This is a genomic window from Thalassobaculum sp. (genome assembly GCF_040219615.1).
Lineage (GTDB): Bacteria > Pseudomonadota > Alphaproteobacteria > Thalassobaculales > Thalassobaculaceae > Thalassobaculum_A.
The window spans coordinates 1-21,365 of the sequence record NZ_JAVJSE010000046.1 but is presented as its reverse complement, the minus strand read 5'-3'; the positions used below and the strand labels follow the sequence as shown (position 1 = coordinate 21,365).

The 21,365-nt window shown below is 72.3% G+C and carries 26 protein-coding genes; 16 read left to right on the top strand and 10 right to left on the bottom strand.

Features of this window, described 5'->3' with window-relative positions:
- The 4 genes from RIC31_RS27570 to RIC31_RS27555 form a co-directional block, all read left to right on the top strand.
- A partial coding sequence (locus RIC31_RS27570; RefSeq protein WP_350116201.1) for a sugar phosphate nucleotidyltransferase occupies nt 1-277 on the top strand: 277 nt, incomplete at its 5' end.
- Nucleotides 278-430: 153 nt separating this feature from the next.
- Entirely contained in the window at nt 431-1,714 is a 1,284-nt protein-coding gene (locus RIC31_RS27565; protein ID WP_350116198.1) for a M23 family metallopeptidase, read from the top strand.
- A 243-nt stretch (nt 1,715-1,957) separates the two neighbouring features.
- The gene (gene aspS, locus RIC31_RS27560; RefSeq protein ID WP_350116195.1) at nt 1,958-3,730 is read left to right on the top strand and encodes an aspartate--tRNA ligase; all 1,773 of its coding nucleotides are present in this window, start codon (nt 1,958-1,960) and stop codon (nt 3,728-3,730) included.
- A gap of 19 nt (nt 3,731-3,749) precedes the next feature.
- Nucleotides 3,750-4,169 carry a MarR family winged helix-turn-helix transcriptional regulator gene (locus RIC31_RS27555; protein WP_350116192.1) on the top strand — a complete coding sequence of 140 codons (420 nt, stop codon included), beginning with the start codon at nt 3,750-3,752 and terminating at the stop codon, nt 4,167-4,169.
- Nucleotides 4,170-4,284: 115 nt separating this feature from the next.
- Here RIC31_RS27555 and RIC31_RS27550 read toward each other — a convergent pair whose 3' ends face one another.
- The gene (locus RIC31_RS27550; protein ID WP_350116189.1) at nt 4,285-4,614 is read right to left on the bottom strand and encodes an NIPSNAP family protein; all 330 of its coding nucleotides are present in this window, start codon (nt 4,612-4,614) and stop codon (nt 4,285-4,287) included.
- A 97-nt stretch (nt 4,615-4,711) separates the two neighbouring features.
- On the opposite strand from RIC31_RS27550, the gene RIC31_RS27545 reads away from it, so the two are divergent.
- A complete protein-coding gene (locus RIC31_RS27545) occupies nt 4,712-5,668 on the top strand; it encodes a LysR substrate-binding domain-containing protein (RefSeq protein WP_350116186.1) in 957 nt (318 codons plus the stop codon).
- Between the two features lie 33 nt (nt 5,669-5,701).
- Here the strand turns inward: RIC31_RS27545 and RIC31_RS27540 are convergent, their stop codons facing one another.
- The 9 genes from RIC31_RS27540 to rplU form a co-directional block, all read right to left on the bottom strand.
- Nucleotides 5,702-6,454 (bottom strand): SDR family oxidoreductase, encoded by a 753-nt coding sequence (locus RIC31_RS27540; RefSeq protein ID WP_350116183.1) that lies wholly within the window; start codon nt 6,452-6,454, stop codon nt 5,702-5,704.
- Between the two features lie 120 nt (nt 6,455-6,574).
- Nucleotides 6,575-7,033, bottom strand: a complete 459-nt coding sequence (gene rlmH / locus RIC31_RS27535) for a 23S rRNA (pseudouridine(1915)-N(3))-methyltransferase RlmH (RefSeq protein ID WP_350116180.1) — start codon at nt 7,031-7,033, stop codon at nt 6,575-6,577.
- 7 nt (nt 7,034-7,040) lie between these two features.
- Nucleotides 7,041-7,472 (bottom strand): ribosome silencing factor, encoded by a 432-nt coding sequence (gene rsfS, locus RIC31_RS27530; RefSeq protein WP_350116177.1) that lies wholly within the window; start codon nt 7,470-7,472, stop codon nt 7,041-7,043.
- A gap of 53 nt (nt 7,473-7,525) precedes the next feature.
- On the bottom strand, nt 7,526-8,248 hold the full coding sequence (locus RIC31_RS27525) for a nicotinate-nucleotide adenylyltransferase (RefSeq protein ID WP_502990155.1): 723 nt from the start codon (nt 8,246-8,248) through the stop codon (nt 7,526-7,528).
- 36 nt (nt 8,249-8,284) lie between these two features.
- Complete coding sequence (locus RIC31_RS27520) at nt 8,285-9,568, bottom strand: glutamate-5-semialdehyde dehydrogenase (RefSeq protein ID WP_502990156.1); 1,284 nt, start codon at nt 9,566-9,568, stop codon at nt 8,285-8,287.
- A 14-nt stretch (nt 9,569-9,582) separates the two neighbouring features.
- A complete protein-coding gene (gene proB / locus RIC31_RS27515; protein WP_350116171.1) occupies nt 9,583-10,761 on the bottom strand; it encodes a glutamate 5-kinase in 1,179 nt (392 codons plus the stop codon).
- The gene (gene obgE, locus RIC31_RS27510; RefSeq protein ID WP_350116168.1) at nt 10,749-11,819 is read right to left on the bottom strand and encodes a GTPase ObgE; all 1,071 of its coding nucleotides are present in this window, start codon (nt 11,817-11,819) and stop codon (nt 10,749-10,751) included. The genes proB and obgE overlap by 13 nt, the downstream gene beginning before the upstream one ends.
- A gap of 119 nt (nt 11,820-11,938) precedes the next feature.
- The gene (gene rpmA / locus RIC31_RS27505; RefSeq protein WP_350116165.1) at nt 11,939-12,211 is read right to left on the bottom strand and encodes a 50S ribosomal protein L27; all 273 of its coding nucleotides are present in this window, start codon (nt 12,209-12,211) and stop codon (nt 11,939-11,941) included.
- 27 nt (nt 12,212-12,238) lie between these two features.
- Complete coding sequence (rplU, locus tag RIC31_RS27500; RefSeq protein WP_350116162.1) at nt 12,239-12,556, bottom strand: 50S ribosomal protein L21; 318 nt, start codon at nt 12,554-12,556, stop codon at nt 12,239-12,241.
- A 172-nt stretch (nt 12,557-12,728) separates the two neighbouring features.
- On the opposite strand from rplU, the gene RIC31_RS27495 reads away from it, so the two are divergent.
- The 11 genes from RIC31_RS27495 to RIC31_RS27445 form a co-directional block, all read left to right on the top strand.
- Nucleotides 12,729-13,916 (top strand): cytochrome b/b6 domain-containing protein, encoded by a 1,188-nt coding sequence (locus RIC31_RS27495; RefSeq protein ID WP_350116159.1) that lies wholly within the window; start codon nt 12,729-12,731, stop codon nt 13,914-13,916.
- On the top strand, nt 13,913-14,317 hold the full coding sequence (locus RIC31_RS27490; RefSeq protein ID WP_350116156.1) for a DUF1924 domain-containing protein: 405 nt from the start codon (nt 13,913-13,915) through the stop codon (nt 14,315-14,317). Before RIC31_RS27495 ends, RIC31_RS27490 begins: the two co-directional genes overlap by 4 nt.
- Nucleotides 14,318-14,355: 38 nt before the next feature.
- Nucleotides 14,356-14,886 (top strand): diheme cytochrome c, encoded by a 531-nt coding sequence (locus RIC31_RS27485; protein WP_350116153.1) that lies wholly within the window; start codon nt 14,356-14,358, stop codon nt 14,884-14,886.
- Nucleotides 14,887-14,962: 76 nt separating this feature from the next.
- Nucleotides 14,963-15,448 (top strand): hypothetical protein, encoded by a 486-nt coding sequence (locus RIC31_RS27480; protein WP_350116150.1) that lies wholly within the window; start codon nt 14,963-14,965, stop codon nt 15,446-15,448.
- Nucleotides 15,449-15,482: 34 nt separating this feature from the next.
- Entirely contained in the window at nt 15,483-16,391 is a 909-nt protein-coding gene (locus tag RIC31_RS27475) for an arginase family protein (protein WP_350116147.1), read from the top strand.
- A 171-nt stretch (nt 16,392-16,562) separates the two neighbouring features.
- Nucleotides 16,563-17,072: a PAS domain-containing protein gene (locus RIC31_RS27470; RefSeq protein WP_350116144.1), complete on the top strand. Its 510-nt coding sequence runs from the start codon at nt 16,563-16,565 to the stop codon at nt 17,070-17,072.
- 10 nt (nt 17,073-17,082) lie between these two features.
- Nucleotides 17,083-17,595, top strand: a complete 513-nt coding sequence (locus RIC31_RS27465) for a PAS domain-containing protein (RefSeq protein WP_350116141.1) — start codon at nt 17,083-17,085, stop codon at nt 17,593-17,595.
- A gap of 146 nt (nt 17,596-17,741) precedes the next feature.
- Nucleotides 17,742-18,590, top strand: coding sequence for a chromate resistance protein ChrB domain-containing protein (locus RIC31_RS27460; RefSeq protein WP_350116138.1), 849 nt, complete (start codon nt 17,742-17,744; stop codon nt 18,588-18,590).
- Nucleotides 18,587-19,948: a chromate efflux transporter gene (gene chrA, locus RIC31_RS27455; RefSeq protein WP_350116135.1), complete on the top strand. Its 1,362-nt coding sequence runs from the start codon at nt 18,587-18,589 to the stop codon at nt 19,946-19,948. The genes RIC31_RS27460 and chrA overlap by 4 nt, the downstream gene beginning before the upstream one ends.
- A 130-nt stretch (nt 19,949-20,078) precedes the next feature.
- Complete coding sequence (locus RIC31_RS27450) at nt 20,079-21,110, top strand: NAD(P)/FAD-dependent oxidoreductase (protein ID WP_350116132.1); 1,032 nt, start codon at nt 20,079-20,081, stop codon at nt 21,108-21,110.
- On the top strand, nt 21,107-21,365 hold a 259-nt coding region (locus RIC31_RS27445; RefSeq protein ID WP_350116130.1), incomplete at its 3' end, for a 2Fe-2S iron-sulfur cluster-binding protein. The genes RIC31_RS27450 and RIC31_RS27445, both read left to right, overlap by 4 nt.

Genomic DNA, 21,365 nt, shown 5'->3' with positions numbered 1-21,365 from the left:
GATCACCGACGTCAACCGGGTCTACCTGGAGCGCGGCGACCTGGCGGTCGAGAGGCTCGGCCGCGGCTATGCCTGGCTGGACACCGGCACCCACGACTCGCTGCTGCAGGCCTCGGAGTTCGTGCGCACCGTCGAGGCCCGCCAGGGCCTGAAGATCGCCTGCGTCGAGGAAATCGCCTACTACATGGGCTATATCGACGCCGAGCAGGTGCTGCGCCTCGCCGCGCCGCTCGCGAAGTCGGGCTACGGCGAGTACCTGCGGCGCCTGGTCCGGTAGCGCGAGGCCGGGGGTCCGCGACCGGAGCGAGCAGGGTCGGGTGACCGGCCGACCGTAGCCGGCGACGCGGGTGCGGCAGGCCCTTGAACCGCTTCCCGGCGCTCTCCATGTCCGCGGACCGGGGAGCGTCCGACGCGACGTGTGAGGATACGCATGCGGGTTGTGATCGCCGCCCTGATCCTTCTGGCCATCGCCTCCTTCGCCGGGGCGTTCTGGATGGCCTTCAACGGCAAGGGTCCGCACTTCGAGGAAGCCCCGGTCGAAGCCGAGGCGCAACCGAAGCCGGAGCCGAAGGCCGCCGACGCGTCGCCGGCCGCTCCTTCCCCCGCAGCCCCGGCTCCCGCAGCCCCGGCTCCCGCAACCCCGGCTCCCGCAGCCCCTGCACCGGCCGCGCCCGCCGCTTCTGCTTCGGCCCCGGCTCCTTCGGCCCCGACCACTTCGGTCCCGGCTTCTTCGGCCCCGCCGCCGCCCAGTGCCGATCCGCTGGCCGCCCTGGCGGTGCGGCCGCCGCCGCTGCCGCTCGCCCTGCCGGTCGCCTGCACGCCGGGTGCCGACTGCTGGGTGATCAACCACGTCGACCTCGATCCCGGGCCCGGGCGGCGCGACTACCGCTGCGGCGCGATGAGCTACGACGGCCACAAGGGCACCGACATCGCGCTGCGCAACCTGGCCCGGCTCGCCGACGACGTGGCGGTCCTGGCCGCCGCGCCCGGCAAGGTCGTCGGCACCCGCGACGGGGTCGAGGACGTCAGCATCGCGGTCGGCGGCCGCGAGGCCGTCAAGGACCGGGAGTGCGGCAACGGCGTGCGCCTCCAGCATGACGGCGGCTGGGCCACCCAGTACTGCCACCTGAAGCGCGGCAGCATCGCCGTGCAGACCGGCCAGGCCGTGGCGGCCGGCCAGCGGCTCGGGGCGGTCGGCCTGTCCGGCATGACCGAGTTCCCGCATGTCCATGTCCAGGTCGAGAAGGACGGCAAGATCGTGGATCCGTTCCGCGGGCTGGACGGCGGGCCGGAATGCGGGCGCGGGACGGTGCCGCTGTGGAACGCCGAGGCCCGGCGGGCGCTGGTCGACCCGGCGCCGATCCTGATCGACGCCGGCTTCTCGACCGGCCCGGTGGAGAAGGCCGACGCCGAGGCCGGCAGGGCGGCGGTCGACGCCGCTGCCGCCGACGCCGGGGCCCTGGTGATCTGGAGCCGGATCGCCGGGCTGGAACCCGGCGACGTGCTGACGACCACCATCGCCGGCCCCGACGGCGCCGAGCTTTTCGATAACCGCTGGACCGCCGACAAGGTCCGGATCATGTGGTTCCAGTACAGCGGCAAGAAGCGCCCGGCCGGCGGCTGGAAGGCCGGCACCTACACCGGCCGCGTCGTGCTGGAGCGCCCCGGCCGCACGCCGCGGGAGCGCCGGCTGACCATCCGGATCGGCGGCTGATGCGCGCGGTCGCCGGCAGCCTGCCCGACCGGACCTGGCCAGGCTGCCGAGGCCTGTCCCGGTCGATCACGCAGAGGGCGCCCGCCCGACCCTGAGACCTGCCGCCGCCGCCCTCTTCCCTTGACGCGCGCCTGCCCGCGTGTCACTTGGCTGCGCCCCGTGGCTTCGCCGCGCCCAGCATCGCCCGCCCGGCGGCCGCCGGGCGCCAACCGCGACCGCCCGCCTCGACCGAGCGACCGAGACATGCACCGCTACCGCACCCACACCTGCTCCGCCCTCCGCGAGTCCGATGTCGGCGAGACCGTCCGGATCTCCGGCTGGATCCACCGCCGCCGCGACCACGGCCAGCTGGTGTTCATCGACCTGCGCGACCACTACGGCATCACCCAGTGCGTCACCGACGTCGAGGACCCGGCCTTCCAGGAGGTCGAGAAGGTCCGCCTGGAGTCGGTGGTGTGCATCACCGGCCGGGTGGTCAAGCGCTCGGAGGAGACCGTCAACCCGCGGCTGCCGACCGGCAGCGTCGAGGTCCGGATCGACAGCTTCGAGGTGCTGTCGGCCGCCGACCAGGTGCCGCTGCAGGTCAACTCCGACGAGGACGCCGGCGAGGAAGTGCGCCTGCGCTACCGCTATCTCGACCTGCGCCGCGAGCGCGTCCACAAGAACATCATGCTGCGCAGCCAGGTGATCACCTCGATCCGCCGCCGCATGGTCGAGCAGGGCTTCACCGAGTTCCAGACGCCGATCCTGACGGCCTCCTCGCCGGAGGGTGCGCGCGACTTCCTGGTGCCGTCGCGGCTGCATCCGGGCAAGTTCTACGCGCTGCCGCAGGCGCCGCAGCAGTTCAAGCAGCTGATCATGGTGGCCGGCTTCGACCGCTACTTCCAGATCGCGCCCTGCTTCCGCGACGAGGACAGCCGCGCCGACCGCAGCCCGGGCGAGTTCTACCAGCTCGACCTGGAGATGAGCTTCGTCGAGCAGGAGGACGTGTTCACGGCCACCGAGCCGGTGCTGGCCGGCGTGTTCCGCGAGTTCTCCGACTGGACGGTGCCGGATCCGTTCCCGCGCATCCCGTATCGGGAGTCGATGCTGAAATACGGCTCCGACAAGCCGGACCTGCGCATCCCGATCGAGATCGCCGACGTCTCCGAGCTGTTCCGCGGCTCCGAGTTCGCGATCTTCGCGAAGATCGTCGCCGGCGGCGGCGTGGTGCGGGCGATCCCCGGGCCGAAATGCGGCAGCCGGGCGATCTGCGACCGCATGAATTCCTGGGCCCAGGGCCAGGGTGCGCCCGGCCTCGGCTACATGATCTTCGCCGAGGGCGAGGCCCGCGGCCCGATCGCCAGCCGGCTGCCGGCCGAGGCGATCGCCGCCATCAAGCAGGCCACCGGCATGGGCGACGGCGACGCCGTGTTCTTCTCGGCCGGCAAGGAGCTGGAGGCCGCCAAGCTCGCCGGCCAGGCCCGCCTGAAGCTCGGCGCCGACCTCGACATCGTCGAGAAGGGCGTCTTCAAGCTCTGCTGGATCGTCGACTTCCCGATGTACGAGTTCGACGAGAAGACCGGCAAGATCGACTTCTCGCACAACCCGTTCTCGATGCCGCAGGGCGGGCTGGAGGCGCTCGAGACCAAGGATCCGCTCGACATCCTGGCCTACCAGTACGACATCGTCTGCAACGGCGTGGAGCTATCCTCGGGCGCGATCCGGAACCACCGCCCGGAGATCATGTACAAGGCCTTCGAGATCGCCGGCTACGGCCCCGAGGTGGTGGACGACAAGTTCGCCGGCATGATCAACGCCTTCAAGTTCGGCGCCCCGCCGCATGGTGGCATGGCGCCGGGCATCGACCGCATCGTCATGCTGCTGGCCGGCGAGCAGTACATCCGCGAGGTCATCATGTTCCCGCTGAACCAGCGCGCCGAGGACCTGATGATGCACGCCCCGAACGAGGTCCGCCCGGAGCAGCTCCGGGAGCTGTCGGTCAAGCTCGCCCTGCCGCCGAAGGCGGCGGGCTGAGGCCGGCGGCGTTCCAGGCATGGCCCGGCGCTACGTCCTCGAGGACCAGGTCGGGCACCTGCTGCGCCGGGCCCACCAGCGGGCCACGCAGATCTTCCTGGAGACCTTCGAGGACGCCGGGCTCACCCCGACCCAGTGGGCCGCGCTGGCCCGGCTCGGCGAGGCGGGGGCGGCCAGCCAGAACCATCTCGGCCGGCTGACCGCCATGGACCCGGCGACCGTGCAGGGCGTGGTGCAGCGCCTGGAGAAGCGCGGCCTGGTCGACCGCGAGCCCGACCCCGACGACCGCCGCCGCACCCGGCTCAAGCTGTCGGCCGCGGGCGCCGAGCTGGTCGCGAAGCACACCGCCGACGGCGCCAGGGTGACGGCCCGGACCCTCGAGCCCCTGACCGACGAGGAAGCCGAGTCCTTCCTGGCGCTGCTCAGGAAGCTGGCGTAGCCCTTCGAGGCCTCCGCTTCGCGGAGACGCCTCAGGATGATAAACTTTAAATTACTGGATTCGCTTGCTTTTCCTCGACATTCCCGGTGGTGCCCGCACCGCCGGTCGAGGGCCGCTACAGCGCCGGCGAATAGTCGACCGGCCGCAGCACCCGGTCCTCGATGGCGCCGACCAGCGGGCCGTCGGCCGTGGCGCCGGTCTCCCGCTTGATGCGCGTCCACTCCTCGTCGGCCATGAAGGCGGCCCAGCGCGCCTGCATCGTCGCCTCGTCGGGCCACTCCAGGACATAGACGAACTCGGTGCGCACTTCCGTCCGGGTCTCCCACATCGCCCGGATGGCGAAGCCGTGGTCCGCCATCAGCCGGGCGGCGTGGTCGCGGAACCGGGCGTGGAAGGCGGACTTGGTGTCCTCGAAGATCTCGTAGACCCGCAGCTGGTGGATCATCGGTGTCTCCCGTGTCGGTGGATGCCGGGACACTGGTGTGTGCGTCGTAAGCGGTCCAATACTATCGGTCCGATCAATTGATATCTGGAACCTATCGATGATCGACCTGCGCCAGCTCCGGCAGTTCGTGGCGGTCGCCGAGGAACTGCACTTCCGCCGCGCCGCCGAGCGCCTGCACATGGCGCAGCCGCCGCTCAGCACGGCGATCCGGCGGCTGGAGGAAGAGGTCGGCGCGCCGCTGCTGGTCCGCTCCAGCCGGCAGGTGGCCCTGACCGCCGCCGGGGCGGTGCTGCTGGAGGAGGCGCGGCGGGTGCTGGCGACCCTGGAGACCAGCATCGCCCGCACCCGTCTGGCGGCGTCGGGGCGGGTCGGGACGCTGGACCTGACCTTCCTCTCGAACTGCGCGGTGCTGCCGGCGGTGCTGCGGGCCTACCGGTCCGCCTGCCCGGAGGTCGACCTGCGGCTGTTCGAGGCCTCGACCGCCGACCAGGTCGACCGGCTGGTCGACGGCACCGCCGACGTCGGCCTGCTGCGGCCGCCCGGCACCGCGGCGCCGGAGCTGGCATTCGAGCGGGTGCTGCGGCAGAAGCTGCGGCTCGCCCTGCCGGCCGACCACCCGCTGGCCGGCGCCGACACGGTGGCGCTGGAGGACATGGCCGAGGCCGACTGGGTGGCGACCCCGCGCGACAAGGGCGTCGGCTTCCACGACGGCGTGCTCGACATCTGCCGGCGCGCCGGCTTCACGCCGCGCATCGTCCAGCGCGCCCGCCAGATGCACACCGTGAAGGCCCTGGTGGCGAGCGGCATCGGCGTCGCCTTCGTGCCGGAGAACGGGCTGGAGCAGGTGCCGCCGGGCGTGCTGCTGAAGCCGGTCACCGTCGCCGGGTCAGAGGACGGCCTGGCGGTCGACCTGCTGATGGCCTGGAACCCGCGCCGCGAGTCGCCTGCGCGCGACCGGTTCCTGGCGGTCGTGCGGGCCCTTCGTGGCCGGGCTGTGCCCGACTCCTCAGGATGGGGAGAACGGGCATCGAACGTCCGAATGACCTCATCCTGAGGTGCCCGGCGCATAGCGCCGGGCCACGAAGGGCTACCCCCGCCCGACGAACGGCATCTTGGTGGCCATCACCGTCAGGAACTGGATGTTGGCGCTGAGCGGCAGGCTGGCCATGTGGACGATGGCGTCGGCCACGTGCTGGACGTCCATCAGCGGCTCGACCGCGATCTCGCCGTTGGCCTGCGGCACGCCCTTGGCCATGCGCGCCGCCATCTCGGTCTCGGCGTTGCCGATGTCGATCTGGCAGACCGCGATGTCGTATTTCCGGCCGTCCAGCGAGCCCGACTTGGTGAGGCCGGTGATCGCGTGCTTGGTGGCGGTGTAGGGGATCGAGTTCGGGCGCGGGGCATGCGCCGAGATCGAGCCGTTGTTGATGATCCGGCCGCCGCGCGGGGTCTGGTCCTTCATCACCCGGAACGCCTCGGCCAGGCACAGGAACGAGCCGGTCAGGTTGACGTCGACCACGGCCTTCCACTGCTCGACCGTCAGTTCCTCGAGCGGGATGCCGGGGGCGTTCATGCCGGCGTTGTTGAACACCATGTCGATCCGCCCGAAGGTGCCCTTGACCTTGTCGAACAGCGCCTTGACCGAGGCCGGGTCGCTGACGTCGGTCGGCACGGCCAGCCCGTTGGCGTCGGCGTCGCCGGCCTTGGCGATGGTCTCGGCGAGCGCGTCGGCACGCCGGCCGACCAGCCCGACCTTCCAGCCGGCCTTCAGCAGGGCGATGGCGGAGGCCCGGCCGATGCCCGAGCCCGCTCCCGTAACGATGGCGACCTTACCGGTCATCGTGTGTCCTCCCTCGAGATGTGCGATCCCCGGCCGGGCGGCCGGGACGGGGGAGCTTAGCGGGACTTCGGATCGAGCGCGACGCCCGGTCCGGCACGATTTTCATTCCGAGGCGGGGTTTCATTCCCGGTGGTAGGGATGCCCGGCCAGGATGCGCTCGGCCCGGTAGACCTGCTCCAGCAGCATCGCGCGGGCCATCATGTGCGGCCAGGTCTGCGGCCCGAAGGCCAACACCATGTCGGCGCGGTCGCGCAAGCCCGGGTCGAGGCCGTCGGCGCCGCCGATCAGGAAGCACACCGCCTGCCGGCCGTCGTCCTGCCAGCGCCGGAACACCGCCGCGAAGTCGCTGCTGGACAGCGCCCTGCCGCGCTCGTCGAGGGCCACCAGCACCGCGCCGTCGGGGATTCGGGCGGCCAGCAGTTCGGCCTCGTGCGCCTTCAGGGCGTCGCCGCCCAGCCGCTTCTTCGCCTCCACCTCGATGATCTCGACGGTCCAGGGCAGCCGGCCGGCGTAATCGCGGCACAGCTCCTGTATCGGGCCGCGCCGCGCGCGGCCCACAGCGACCAGGGTGACCCTCAAGCCCGGATCAGACGAGCGCGAGCGAGCGCTCGGTCCGGGACCCGTCGCCGAGCTGCACCGTGCTGGTCGGCGGCGGCTGGGCGCTCCACATCTTCTCCAGGCCGTAGAAGTCCCGGACCTCGGGACGGAACAGGTGGACGATCACGTCGCCGGTGTCGATCAGGACCCAGTCGCCCTGGCTCGCACCCTCGACGGATACGTTCTTGAGACCCCTGTCCTTCAGCTTGGAAACGAGATGGTCGGCCATGGCAGCGACCTGCCGGGCCGATCGTCCGGTGGCGATCACCATGTGGTCGCCGATGGAGGACTTGTTCGCCAGGTCGATGCTGACGATGTCCTCGGCCTTGTCGTCGTCCAGCGACTTGGTCACCAGGTCGAGAAGGCCGTCTCCCGCCGGGGGAGTGGTGTTGTGAGTTATGATGCGCTCCTTCGCTCTCACGTTGCCGGACGCAGCCTCTCCGCGGCTGCGGTTTCGCGTCGACGGAATGTCCTTCACATGCCGTTCCGGGCGGCTTCCCTGATCCGGGTCGCCGAGGCCGGATGCCGGCGGGTGTGCAGGAACACCCATGCCGGAAGGCGCCTTTGCGCCAGGGTCCGGGCCGCCCTGGACGGAACCCGGAACCGGGCGAACCGGTGCGCCGCCCGACTCGCCAAAGCCCTTAAAGAATAGGAAGGTCGGTCGAACACCGCAACGGCGGCGGCGTGAAAGATCAGTGACCACCGCTCCCAGCGGTGGAATCCGGCCAGGTTGTCGGCCCCCATGATCCACACGAACCGGATCCGCGGGCAGCGCCGGCGCAGCTCGGCCAGGGTGTCGGCCGTGAAATGCGTGCCCAGCCGCAGCTCCACGTCGCGGGCCCGGACCCGCGGGTGGCGGGCCATCCGCCGGGCCGATGCCAGGCGCTCGCCGAACGGCGCCATGCCGTCGGTCGGCTTCAGCGGGTTCTGCGGGCTGACCAGCCACCAGACCTCGTCGACCCCGAGGCTGCGCAGCGCCATGCGGGCGACGTGCAGGTGGCCCTCATGGGCCGGGTTGAACGACCCGCCCATCAGCCCGACGGTGATCCGCCGGCGGTCGACGCCGTTCCCCGCGGTCGGCAGCGCGTCGCTGGCCGGCATTCCCAGGGCGTGCGGGCGCACCCGCGCGAACAGCGGCGCGCCGACGGCCGGCAGCGCCGGGCTGCGGGAGGAGCGGACAGGGGCGAACAGGGTCAAATGGCGGATCTCAGGGGCGCATCGCAGGGGCACATGTCAGGGCCGGGTCTGGCCGTCCCCGCGCACCACGTATTTGAAGCTGGTGAGCTGCTCGGCCCCGACCGGGCCGCGGGCATGCATGCGGCCGGTGGAGATGCCGATCTCCGCCCCCATCCCGAACTCGCCGCCGTCGGCGAACTGGGTCGAGGCGTTATGCAGCACGATGGCGCTGTCGACCTCGTTCAGGAACGTCTCCGCCGCGGCGGTGTCCTCGGTGACGATCGCGTCGGTGTGGTGCGAGCCCCAGCGGTTGATGTGCCCGATCGCGCCGGCGACGCCGTCGACCACCGCCACCGAGATCACCGCGTCCAGGTACTCGGTCGCCCAGTCGGCGTCGGTGGCGGGCTCCATCGCCGGCACCAGGGCGCGGGCGGCAGCATCGCCGCGCAGCGCGCAGCCGGCGTCGGCCAGCGCCGCCGCGATCCGCGGCAGCAGCGCCGGCGCCACCGCGCGGTCGACCAGCAGGGTCTCGGCCGCCCCGCACACGCTGGTGCGGCGCATCTTGGCGTTGACCGCGATCGCCGTCGCCTTGTCCGGGTCGGCGCCGCCGTCGACATAGACGTGGCAGATGCCGTCGAGATGGGCGAACACCGGGACCCGGCTCTCGTTCTGGACCCGCTCGATCAGCGAGCGGCCGCCGCGCGGCACGATGACGTCGACATACTCGGCCATGCGCAGCAGCTCGCCGACGGCGGCGCGGTCGCGGGTCGGCACCAGCTGGATCGCGTCCTCGGACAGGCCGGCGGCGCGCAGGCCCTCGTGCATGGCCTCGACCAGGGCGCGCGAGGAATGGAAGCTCTCCGAGCCGCCGCGCAGGATCGCGGCATTGCCGGCCTTCAGGCACAGGCCGCCGGCGTCGACCGTCACGTTCGGGCGCGACTCGTAGATGATTCCGATGACGCCGAGCGGCACCCGGCGGCGCTCGATCCGCAACCCGTTCGGCCGGCTCCATTCGGCCAGCACGGTGCCGACCGGGTCCGGCAGCCCGGCGATCGCCTCCAGCCCGGCGGCGATCCCGTCCAGGCGCTTCGGGTCGAGCACCAGCCGGTCGACCAGCGACTCGCGCTGGCCCTTGGCGCGGGCGGCCGCCACGTCCTCGGCGTTGGCTTCCAGGATGCGGCCGGAATCGGCGCGGATCGCCGCCGCCGCCGCCCGCAGGGCGGCGTCCTTGGCGGCCGTCGGCGCCAGCGCCAGGGCGGCGGACGCGGCCCGCGCGCGCCGGCCGATGTCGAGCATCACGGCGGCGACGTCGTCCGCCGACCGCTCCGTGCCGCGATCGATGTTCCCGGCGAGGCTCATCCCTCGTCTCCCGCCGCTCCGGTCAGGACCAGATCGTCGCGGTGGACGATCTCGTCGCGGCCACGGTAGCCGAGGACTTCCTCGATTTCACGGGATTTCCGGCCGGCGATCCGGGCCGCGTCGTCGGCGCCGTAGGCCACCAGCCCGCGCCCCAGCTCGGCGCCGTCGGGCCCGTTCAGAGTGACCAGGTCGCCGCGCTCGAAGCCGCCGTCGACGCCGGTCACCCCGGCCGGCAGCAGCGACTTGGCGGCCAGCAGCGCGCGTGCCGCCCCGGCGTCCAGGGTCAGCCGGCCCTTCGGCGCCAGCCCGCCGGCGATCCAGCGCTTGCGGGCGGTCAGCGGGCTGGCCTGGGCGGCGAACCAGGTGCAGCGCGCACCGGCCTCCAGGCGGGCGATCGGATTGCTCTCGCGGCCGCTGGCGATCGCCATGCGGCAGCCGGCGGTGGCGGCGATCTTGGCGGCTGCCAGCTTGGTGACCATGCCGCCCGACGCGTAGCCGGTGCCGGCGGCCCCGGCCATCGCCTCGACCTCCGGCGTCACCGCCTCGACCACGGCCAGGTGCCGGGCCTGCGGGTCGCGCCGGGGGTCGGCGGTGTACAGGCCGTCGATGTCGGACAGCAGCACCAGGGTGTCGGCGCTGGTCATCTGCGCCACCCTCGCACCCAGCCGGTCGTTGTCGCCGAACCGGATCTCGGCGGTGGCGACGGTGTCGTTCTCGTTGATCACCGGGACCGCGCCGAACGCCAGCAGGGTGCTGATGGTGGCGCGCGCATTCAGGTGCCGGCGGCGCTGCTCGGTGTCGTCGGGCGACAGCAGGATCTGCGCCACCGTCAGGCCGTGGCGGGCGAGCGATTCCTGGTAGGCGTGCGCCAGGATGATCTGGCCGGTCGCCGCCGCCGCCTGCTTCTCCTCGAGCTTCGGGCGGGCGTGGCCGATGCCGAGATGGCGGCGGCCCAGCGCGATCGCGCCGGACGACACGATCAGCACCTCGACCCCGCGCGCCCGCAGGCCGGCGACGTCGTCCATCAGGGCGTCCAGCCAGGCCCGGCGGACCCGGCCGCTGCGCTCGTCGACCAGCAGCGCCGAGCCGATCTTCACCACCAGCCGGCGGGCCGCCGACAGCGGCGAGGCGGCGGCAGGACGGGTCCCGGCGGCGGGCTCGGTCAGGGCGCCCATTCCGCGCTCTCCCCGACACCCGACTCGACCGCCGAGGCCTCTTCCTGGGCCTCCGCCTTCTCGACCCGGCGGCGGGCGTGCACCAGCGCCATGATCCGGCGCAGCACGTCGCGGGTGCCGGCGCCGGAGGTCCCGGAGATCGCCAGCGGCTCGATCCCGGTCTCCTCGACGAACAGCTCCTTGAGGGCCTGCACGTCCTCCTCCGGCATCGCGTCGATCTTGTTGATCGCCAGGATCTCGGGCTTGTCGACGAAGCGCTCGTCATAGGCCTCGAGTTCGGTCCGCACCGTGCGCCAGGCCTCGATCGGATTCTCGCCGGTGCCGTCGACCAGGTGCAGGATGGCGGCGCAACGCTCGACATGGCCGAGGAATCGGTCGCCCAGGCCGGCGCCCTCGTGGGCGCCCTCGATCAGGCCGGGGATGTCGGCCAGCACCATCTCGTCGTCGTCGATGCGCACGACGCCGAGGCCGGGATGCAGGGTGGTGAACGGGTAGTCGGCGATCTTCGGCTTGGCGGCGGTCACGGCCGCCAGGAAGGTCGACTTGCCGGCGTTCGGCAGCCCGACCAGGCCGGCGTCGGCGATCAGCTTCAGGCGCAGCCAGATCCACATCTCGCGGCCCGGCCAGCCCGGCGTGTGCTTGCGCGGCGCCTGGTTGGTCGAGGACTTGTAGTGGGCGTTGCCGAGGCCGCCGTCGCCACCCTTGGCCAGCACCACGCGCTGGCCCGGCTCGGTCATGTCGGCCAGCAGGGTCTCGTAGTCCTCGTCCCAGAGCTGGGTGCCGACGGGGACCCGCAGCACGATGTCCTGGCCGCCGGCGCCGGTCATGTTGCGGCCGGATCCGGGCCGGCCGTTCTGGGCCCGGAAATGCTGCTGGTAGCGGAAGTCGATGAGGGTGTTGAGGGCGTCGACGCATTCGACGATCACGTCGCCGCCGCGGCCGCCGTCGCCGCCGTCCGGCCCGCCGAACTCGATGAAGGCCTCACGCCGGAAACTGACGCAGCCGCCGCCACCGTCGCCGCTCTTGATATAGACCTTGGCCTGATCGAGGAACTTCATCGGGGGACCTCCTGTCCCTCCCGCCCCACCCGAGCATCACATCTCATGCATGCGACGGGCACGAAAAAAGGGAACGGAAACCCGTTCCCTTCTCCGCCGTCCCGATCGGGGGGACGGCTTTACTCGGCCGGCGCCTCGGCGGCCGTGGCCACCACGCCGACATAGGTCCGGTCGCGGGTCTTCCTGAACTCCACCCGGCCTTCGGCAACCGCGAAGATCGTGTGATCGCGGCCGATGCCGACGTTCACGCCCGGATGATACTTGGTGCCGCGCTGGCGGATGATGATGTTGCCGGGGATCACGGACTCGCCCCCGAACTTCTTCACGCCGAGGCGGCGGCCCTCGGAGTCGCGCCCGTTACGGGAGCTACCGCCGGCTTTTTTGTGCGCCATCGCTCGTTCTCCTCAGTCCGCGGCCGCTCAGGCGCCCGCAGTGATGCCGGTCACGCGCAGCACGGTGATCTGCTGGCGGTGGCCACGGGTGCGCCGCGAGTTCTTCCGGCGGCGCTTCTTGAAGATGATGACCTTCGGGCCCTTGGTCTGCTCGAGCACCTCGAAAGCGACCTTGGCGCCGGCGACCATCGGGGCACCGACGGTGACGTTGCCGTCGCCGCCGACCATCAGAACCTGGTCGAGCTCGACAGTGGCACCGGCCTCGGCCTCGAGCTTCTCGACCTTGATCACGTCGCCCGAGGCGACCTTGTATTGCTTGCCGCCGGTTTTTACGACTGCGAACATCGGTTCGGTCCTGGCAAATAAGGATCGCACGCGCCGCCCACCGGCGCGCTGCGGAGGCGGCACTATACGCAGGCGCGTTTGCGTGTCAACCGGAGTGAGTCGGGGTCGCCCGCTTCAGGTTGCGGTCAGCTTCGCACGACCACCATGCCCCGTCATCGAGACGGCGGCATCCATGTTCCGAGCCACGGCAGACCAGCCCGACGAACACCGGCCGAGCGCCGCCCACGCCGGCGGTGCCTGCCCGACCGTCCGCGTCTGGGATCCGGTCGTCCGGCTCTCCCATTGGGCGCTGGTCGCGGCGGTGACCGTGGCGGCCGTCACCGGGCTGCTGGCCGACGCCTCCTGGATCGACGTGCACGTCGGGGCCGGCGCCGCGATGGCCGGCCTGGTCGCCGCGCGCGTGGTCTGGGGGTTCCTCGGCCCCGGCTCCGCCCGCTTCACCGGCTTCGTCATGGGCCCGGGCGCGGTGCTGACGCATCTGCGCGAACTGCGCGCCGGCACCGCCGGGCGCCATCTCGGCCACAATCCGCTCGGCGCCGCGATGGTGCTGGCGCTGCTGGCGATCGCCGCCGGTCTCGCCGTGACCGGCCTCGTCGCCCTCGGCGGCGTCCTGAAGGCCGGGCCGCTGGCCTTCGCGACCGGCTTCGCCGACGGCCGGGCGGCGCTGGCGGTCCACGAGCTGCTGGCCTACGGCCTGCTGGCACTGATCGCCCTGCACGTGGCCGGCGTGGTGTTCGAGAGCCGGCGCAGCCGCGAGAACCTGGGGCGGGCGATGCTGACCGGCCGCAAGCCGGCCCGCCCCGGCGACCACGTGCCGGCCGTCCGCCCGGCCCGGCCGGTCGCCGCCGCGGCCCTGACGCTGGGCATCCTCGGGATCGCCGCAGCCGCGATCGGCGCCCTCACGGGCCGTCCGGCGCTCGGCGTGCCGACGGCCACCCCCGACCCGGCCTACGCCGAGGAATGCGCGGCCTGCCACGTCGCCTATCACCCGAGCCTGCTGCCGCGCGCGTCGTGGAGCGCCCTGTTCGACGGATTGGGCGACCATTTCGGGGAGGACGCCGGCCTCGACCCCGCGACCACCGCCCGGCTGCGGGCCTGGGTCCTGGCGAATGCCGCCGAGGCCTACGACACCAAAGCCGCCAACCGGCTCCGCGCGGTCGAGCCGGCAGCGCCGTTCAGCATCACCGAGACCCGGTTCTGGCGGCGCACCCACGCGGACATTCCCGGGACCGTGTTCGCCGGCCCGGCCGTGGTCTCCAAGGGCAACTGCGAGGCCTGCCACACCGACGCGCGGGCCGGCCGCTTCTATCCCGGCAACATCCGCATCCCCTCGCCCGCCCCAACGGAGGCCCGTCCATGACCCGATCCCGCCTGCTCGCCCCTCTGGCCGTCACCGCCGCGCTCGTCGCCGGTACAGCGCTCGCCGCAGGCCCCCGCGACACGCTGCTGGCCGGCTACGCCGCCGCGGCCGGCGCCCCTGCCTCGGCGGCACGCGGCGAGGCGTTCTTCACCGCGACCCACGCCGGCGGCAAGCCCGACACCCCGTCCTGCACCGCCTGCCACGGCACCGACCCGCGCAGCGCCGGCCGTACCCGCGCCGGCAAGCCGATCGAGCCGATGGCGGTGTCCGCCAACCCGGCGCGCTTCACCGACCCGGACAAGGTCGAGAAGTGGTTCCGCCGCAACTGCAACAGCGTGCTCGGCCGCGAATGCAGCGCCGCCGAGAAGGCCGACGTGATCGCCTGGCTGGCGGGCCGGTGACGCCGCCGATCCACCGACAGAGACAGAGGGAGACCGACATGCACCGCCCGTTCCGCCCCACCAGATTCGGGCCCGGCCGCCCCGACATCCTGGGCATCCTCGCCGGCGCAAGCGCGGCAGCGGCGCTCGCCATGGCGATCTTGCTGCCGGTCGAGACCGCCTCGGCCGACAGCGAGGCCCGGTTCCGCCCGGTCGACGACCCCAAGGTCAAGGCCGAGTGCGGCGCCTGCCACATGGCGTTCCCGGCCGGCATGCTGCCGGCCGCCTCGTGGCAGAGGATCATGGCCGGCCTGCCCGACCATTTCGGCGAGGACGCCAGCCTCGACGACGCGGCTCGGCGCGAGATCGCCGACTGGCTGGTCGCCGGCGCCGCCCGGCCGGGCAGCCGGGTCGCCGGCGGGATGCCGGCCGACGGGACGGTGCTGCGCATCACCGACACGCCGTGGTGGATCCGCGAGCACCGCGGCGAGGTCCGTCCCGGCGCCTTCGAGGACCCGAAGGTCGGCTCCAAGGCCAACTGCACGGCCTGCCATCGCGACGCCGCCCGCGGGAACTTCGACGACGACTGAGCGGGCGCCGGACTGGCGCGCACTGTTCCCGCCCGGTACGGCCTCCTATATGGAAACCCCGCCGGAGGAGCAGGCGATGACCGATCAGCGTTCCCCGATCCGCGCCGCCCGCCGAAGGTTCGCCGGCTGGGGCCTTGCAGCCTGGATCCTGGCGGTCCCGGCGGTCGCCGGCCCGCTGTACGACGAGACCGGCGACCCGGCACGCCGTGCGATCGTCGACTTGGCGCATCAGCGGATGGCGACCTGCACGGCGTTCTTCCTGATCGCCGCCGAGGGCACCCCGCCGACCGTCGCCAACCGGGCCGCGCTGGACCAGCTCGGGCAGGCCGCCGACGGGCTGGTCGGGCAGATGCTGCGGCTGCGCGACGAGACGATGACCCGGGCCCGCATCGAGGCCGAGCGGCAGTGGCTGATGCAGTCGATCGGCGGCAGCCTGACCGGCTATCCGCGGCTGCACGAGGCGCTCGCCGGCCCCTGCGCGAAGATCGCCGCCGACCCGCAGGGGCACATCGCCGACCTGCTGGCCGGCAAGACGGCACCGGAGTCGCCGGCCGTGCGCTAGACTGCTGCCAACTGCCGCCGCCCGGAGTCCGACCATGCTGCGCCCCGACCCGACCTTCCTCGGCGTGCCGTTCGCCGCCGGTGCCGCCGGCGCCGACGTGGCGGTGATCGGGGTGGCGCATGCCACCCCCTACATGCCCGGCCGGCCGAGCCACGCGGCCGAGGCGCCGGGCGCGGTCCGCTCGGCGCTCGGCTGGTATGGCGCCGACACCACACGCTGGGACTTCGACGCCGGCGGGCCGCTGCTCGGCGGCGCCAGGATGGTCGACCTCGGCGACGTGCCGGGCGACCTGTTCGACGGCGCCGGCAACCGCGCCCGCATCGCCGCCGCGGTCGCCGGAGTGCTGGCGGCCGGCGCGGTGCCGCTGGTGCTGGGTGGCGACGACAGCGTGCCGATCCCGGTGCTGGAGGCGTATGACGGCTGGGACGGCCTGACGGTGGTGCAGGTCGACGCCCATATCGACTGGCGCGACGAGGTCGACGGCGTGACCCAAGGCTTCTCGTCGACCATGCGCCGGGCGTCGGAGATGGCGCATGTCCGGCGGATCGTCCAGATCGGCGCCCGCGGCCCCGGCAGCGCACGGGCCGAGGAGGTCGAGGCGGCCCGCCGGTGGGGCGCGGTGCTGCACACCGCCCGCGACGTTCACGCTCGCGGCGTCGGGCCGGCGCTGGAGGCGGTCCCCGCGGGATCGGACGTGTTCCTGGCGATCGACGTCGACGGCATCGACCCGGCGGTGGTGCCGGGGGTGATCCTGCCGGCCTTCGGCGGGCTCGGCTACCAGCAGGTGCTGGACGTCATCCTCGGGGTCGCCGCCAGGGCGCGGATCGTCGGCGTCGACTTCGTCGAATACGTGCCGGCCAAGGACCCGTCGGGGATCGGCGCCAAGGCGATCGCCCGGCTGGCCAGCGTTGCGGTCGCTGCCGTCATGGCCGGACGGCCGTAAGCCCGGACGGGACGGCCTGCGTCCGCGGTTGCCTCAGTTGACGCCAAGGCCGCCTTCGGGGACCCTTCGTGCACCATCGCCACGGCGGGCGGGGGCGCCAAAGGGGGGCGCCAGGGGAGCGTTTCAATCGCGGGATGGTCCGGACGGCCGGCGGGACACGGGGGGTGGCAGTTGCCGGAGAGCGAGCAAACCCGCGAGCCGACCGGGTCGACGCAGGTGCTCGTCGACCCGGACCTGCTATTCGAGAGCCCGCTCCTGGCCGAGATACTCGTGATCTGGACCAGGCTGCGCGGCGACGGCGCGATGCCGATGCCGGGCGACATCGACCCGGTCGACCTGCCGCGCGACGTGCTGCCGCACCTGCTGCTGGTCGACGTCGAGCACGCGCCGTCCCTGCGGTTCCGGTGGCGGCTCATCGGCACCTATGCCACGCGGATCCTGGGCCGGGACATGACCGGGCGCTATTGGGACGAGATCTACGACGAGCGGACGTTCCAGCGGATCGCCGTCGGCCTGGAGTGGGTCCTGCGGCACCGCCTCCCGGTCCGCACCCTCGGCACCGCCCCCGACGCCTCCGAGCACTTCGTCCGCTCCGAGAGCGCTATCATGCCGTTGTCGAGCGACGGCCGGACGATCGACCGGATGCTGGGTGCCGTGGTCTACGACGTGGCGCCATGCTGACACGGCCGACATGACCGTGCGCCGGGACAACGAACAGACCCGCGCCTTCCTCGCCTCGGTTGAATTCGATCTCGACCCGGAACTGCGGATCGAGAACCCGGCACCCGCGCTGGCGCTGGCCGAGTGGAACAGGCTGCGCGGTGACCGTGCGATGCCGGCCCCGGCCGACATCGACGCCCTGGACCTGCCGCGGCAGCTGCTGCCGCACCTCCTGCTGATGGACATCGAGCACGAACCGGTCCTGCGCTACCGGTGGCGGCTGATCGGCACCCACACGACCGCCGCGCTGGGCCGCGACATGACCGGCCGATACTGGGACGAGATCTACGACGACCGCGGCCTCGCCATGCTCGCCCGGGGCCCGCAATGGGTGCTGCGGCACCGGCGCCCGGTGCGGGTGCTGGGCGCCGCCACCTACGCCGACAAGGACCATGTCCGGTCCGAGAGCGTGGACCTGCCGCTGTCCAACGACGGCACCACCGTGCATCGGATCCTGATCGCGACGGTGTACCGAACCGGATGAGGTCTCGGGCCGGGCCGTCGCATCGAGCTTGCTAGCTGACCGACGACGTTCTATCTATCGCCGCGTCGGGGCGATGCGGTCTCCCGGCTTACCCAAGGCAGCTTGCCCAAGCACCGCTCGATTCTTCCGGAAGGGAGGGTTGAGCCATGGGCTCGTCCAGTCTGTCTGTTTCCCCCGAAGATCTTATGCGCCTGATCGGCGGCGCCGACGCGCCGGTGATCGTCGACGTGCGCCGCCGGCCGGTCTACGACGCCGACGACCGCGTCCTGCCGACGGCGGTCTGGCGCGACCTGCAGGCGGTCGACGCATGGCGGTCCGAGCTGCCGGCCGGCGTCCCGGTGGTGGTCTACTGCGCCCACGGCCACCAGGTCGGTCAGGTGACCGCCAGCCGCCTGCACCTGGCCGGGGTCGACGCCCGCTACCTGGCCGGCGGCATCGACGCATGGCGGGCTGCCGGCGGGCCGCTGGTCGCCCGGCGTCCGGACTGGTGCGATCCGGCCTCGCCGCGGGCCAGCCGCTGGGTGACCCGCGAGCGGCCAAAGATCGACCGCATCGCCTGCCCGTGGTTCGTGCGCCGCTTCGTCGACCGGCGGGCCGAGATCCACTACGTCGAATCCGAGTGGGTGCGCGACGCCGCCGGCGACCTGGGCGCGGTGCCGTTCGACATCCCCGAGGTCGAGCTGACCCATGTCGGCGAGACCTGCAGCTTCGACACCCTGCTCGCCGCCTACGGGGTCACCGACCCGGCGCTGCAGCGGGTCGCCACCATCGTGCGCGGCGCCGACACCGCCCGTCCGGACCTGGCGCCGGAAGCGGCCGGGCTGCTCGCCCTGTCGCTCGGCATCTCGGCCTCGACCACCGACGACCAGGACGCCCTGAGCCGCGGCATGGCCCTGTACGACGCGCTGTACGCCTGGGCCCGGTTCGCCGCCGCCGAAACCCACAACTGGCCGGCTTCCAAGGTGGCGGGCAAGGTGGCGGGGGCGGCGCGATGAGCGCCGTCCTGCACACCGCGGCCGCGCCGGCCGCCACGATACCGGCGGTCGGCTTCGGCGAGGCGACCCGGACCTGGCTGCGGATCGGCCTGCTCAGCTTCGGCGGGCCGGCCGGCCAGATCGCCCTGATGCACAAGGTCCTGGTCGAGGAGAAGCACTGGGTCGACGAGGCCCGGTTCCTGCACGCCCTGAACTACTGCATGCTGCTGCCGGGCCCGGAGGCGCAGCAGCTCGCCACCTATGTCGGCTGGCTGCTGCACGGCATCCGCGGCGGTGTGGTAGCGGGCCTGCTGTTCATCCTGCCGGGGGCGCTGGTGATGCTGGCGCTCGCCGGCCTGTATGCCGGCTACGCCGACCTCGCCCTGGTCGGCGCGGCGTTCTTCGGCATCAAGGCCGCGGTCCTGGTGGTGGTGGTCGAGGCGGTGCTGCGGATCGGCCGGCGGGCCCTGAAGTCGCGGGCCGCCGTGGCGGTGGCGGTCGCCGCCTTCGTGGCGATCTTCTTCCTGAACGCCCCGTTCCCGCTGATCGTGCTGTCGGCGGCCGCCATCGGGACGTTGCTGCACCAGCTGCGGCCGGGCCTGCTGGCCGGTACCGCCGGCCACGGCCCGGCCGGGACCTCGGCGGTCGACCGCCGGCCGCCGTCCGGCGCCCGCGGGGCCTTCATCGCGGCGACGGTCTGCCTGGTGCTGTGGGTCGCGCCGATCGCCCTGCTGCTGGCGTTCGTCGGGCCGGACAACGTGTTCGGGCAGATCGCCCTGTTCTTCAGCAAGATGGCGGTGGTCACCTTCGGCGGCGCCTACGCCGTGCTCAGCTATGTCGCGCAGCAGGCGGTCGACGGCTTCGGCTGGCTGGCACCGGGCGAGATGCTCGACGGGCTCGGCCTCGCCGAGACCACACCGGGGCCGCTGATCCTGGTCACCCAGTTCGTCGGCTTCCTGGCGGCCTGGCGCGAGGCCGAGGGGATGTCGCCGTGGGTCGCCGGCACCGCCGGGGCGGCGCTGACCCTGTGGGTCACCTTCGTGCCGTGCTTCCTGTGGATCTTCCTGGGCGCGCCGTTCATCGAGCGGCTGCGCGGCAACCGGGCGCTGGACGCGGCCCTCTCGGCGATCACCGCGGCGGTGGTCGGGGTGGTGCTGAACCTCGGGGTGTGGTTCGCCCTGCACGTGTTCTTCGCGACCGTCGACGAGGCCCGGTTCGGCCCGGTCCGGCTGCTGGTCCCGGCCTGGGCCAGCGTCGATCCGGCGGCACTCGGGCTCAGCCTCCTGGCGGCGATCGCACTGCTGCGGCTGAAACTGCCGATGCCGGCAGTGCTGGCGGGATCGGCGGCAGCCGGCGTCGCGCTGGCCCTGGCGGGATAACGGCTGCCGGGCGGAACGGCGTGCGTGACAGCGGGCGGCGGGCTTGCAGCCGCCGCCCGGTTCGCATACCTACACGGGCTTGCGGCGACGCAGCGCCGCGACGCAGCGCCGCCCGAACCCCGGAGAGCCGATGACCGCCGAGCCGATCCGTACCGACGTGACCATCGTGGGCGCCGGCCCCTGCGGGCTGTTCGCGGTGTTCGAGCTCGGCCTGCTCGACCTGAAGTGCCATCTGGTCGACATCCTGGACCGGCCGGGCGGCCAGTGCGCCGAGCTGTACCCGGAGAAGCCGATCTACGACATCCCGGCGGTGCCGGTGTGCACCGGCCAGGAGCTGACCGACCGGCTGATGGAGCAGATCAAGCCGTTCGACCCGGTGTTCCACTACGCGCAGATGGCGGAGAAGCTGGAGCGCACCGACGACGGGCACTGGCGGCTGACCACCGACATGGGCACGGTGATCGAGTCGAAGGTCGTGGTGATCGCGGCCGGCGGCGGCAGCTTCGTGCCGAAGAAGCCGCATCTGGAGGGTCTCGAGACCTACGAGGACGGCTCCGTCTTCTACGCCGTCCGCAAGATCGACGCCTTCCGCGGCAAGCGGGTGGTGATCGCCGGCGGCGGCGACTCCGCCCTCGACTGGGCGCTCAACCTGCATCCCGTCGCCGAACGGGTGACGCTGGTGCATCACCGGGACGGCTTCCGGGCGGCGCCGGCGAGCGTCGAGCGCATGCACGACCTGGTCGACCAGGGGGCCATGGATTTCAAGATCGCCCAGCTCGCCTCCCTCCAGGGGGCCGACGGCAAGCTCTCCCACGTCCGGGTCAAGTCGAAGACCGACGGCGAGAGCGACATCGCGGCCGACGCGCTGCTGCCGTTCTTCGGCCTCACGATGAAGCTCGGCCCGATCGCGGAATTCGGCCTGAACTTCCACGAGAACCTGATCCCGGTCGACACCGAGAAGTTCGAGACGTCGACGCCGACGATCTTCGCCATCGGCGACATCAACGCCTATCCAGGCAAGCTGAAGCTCATCCTCTCCGGCTTCCACGAAAGCGCGCTGATGTCCCAGGCGGCGTTCCGCTACTGCCGCCCAGGCGAGCGGCTGCGCTTCCAGTACACCACCTCGTCCAGTGATCTGCAGAAGAAATTGGGGGTCCGATGAAGGTCCACGTCACTGACCTTGACGGCAAGACGCACGAAATCGAAGGCACGATCGGCTGGACGCTGATGGAGGTGATCCGCGACGCGGGCCTGCCGATCAAGGCGGAATGCGGCGGCGCCTGCGCTTGCGCGACCTGCCATGTCTATGTCGACGAGGATTGGCTGGACGCCTCGGGCGAACGCTCCGAGGAGGAGGAGGACATGATCGACCTCGCCCTCGAGGTGCGCGACGCCTCCCGGCTCTCCTGCCAGATCG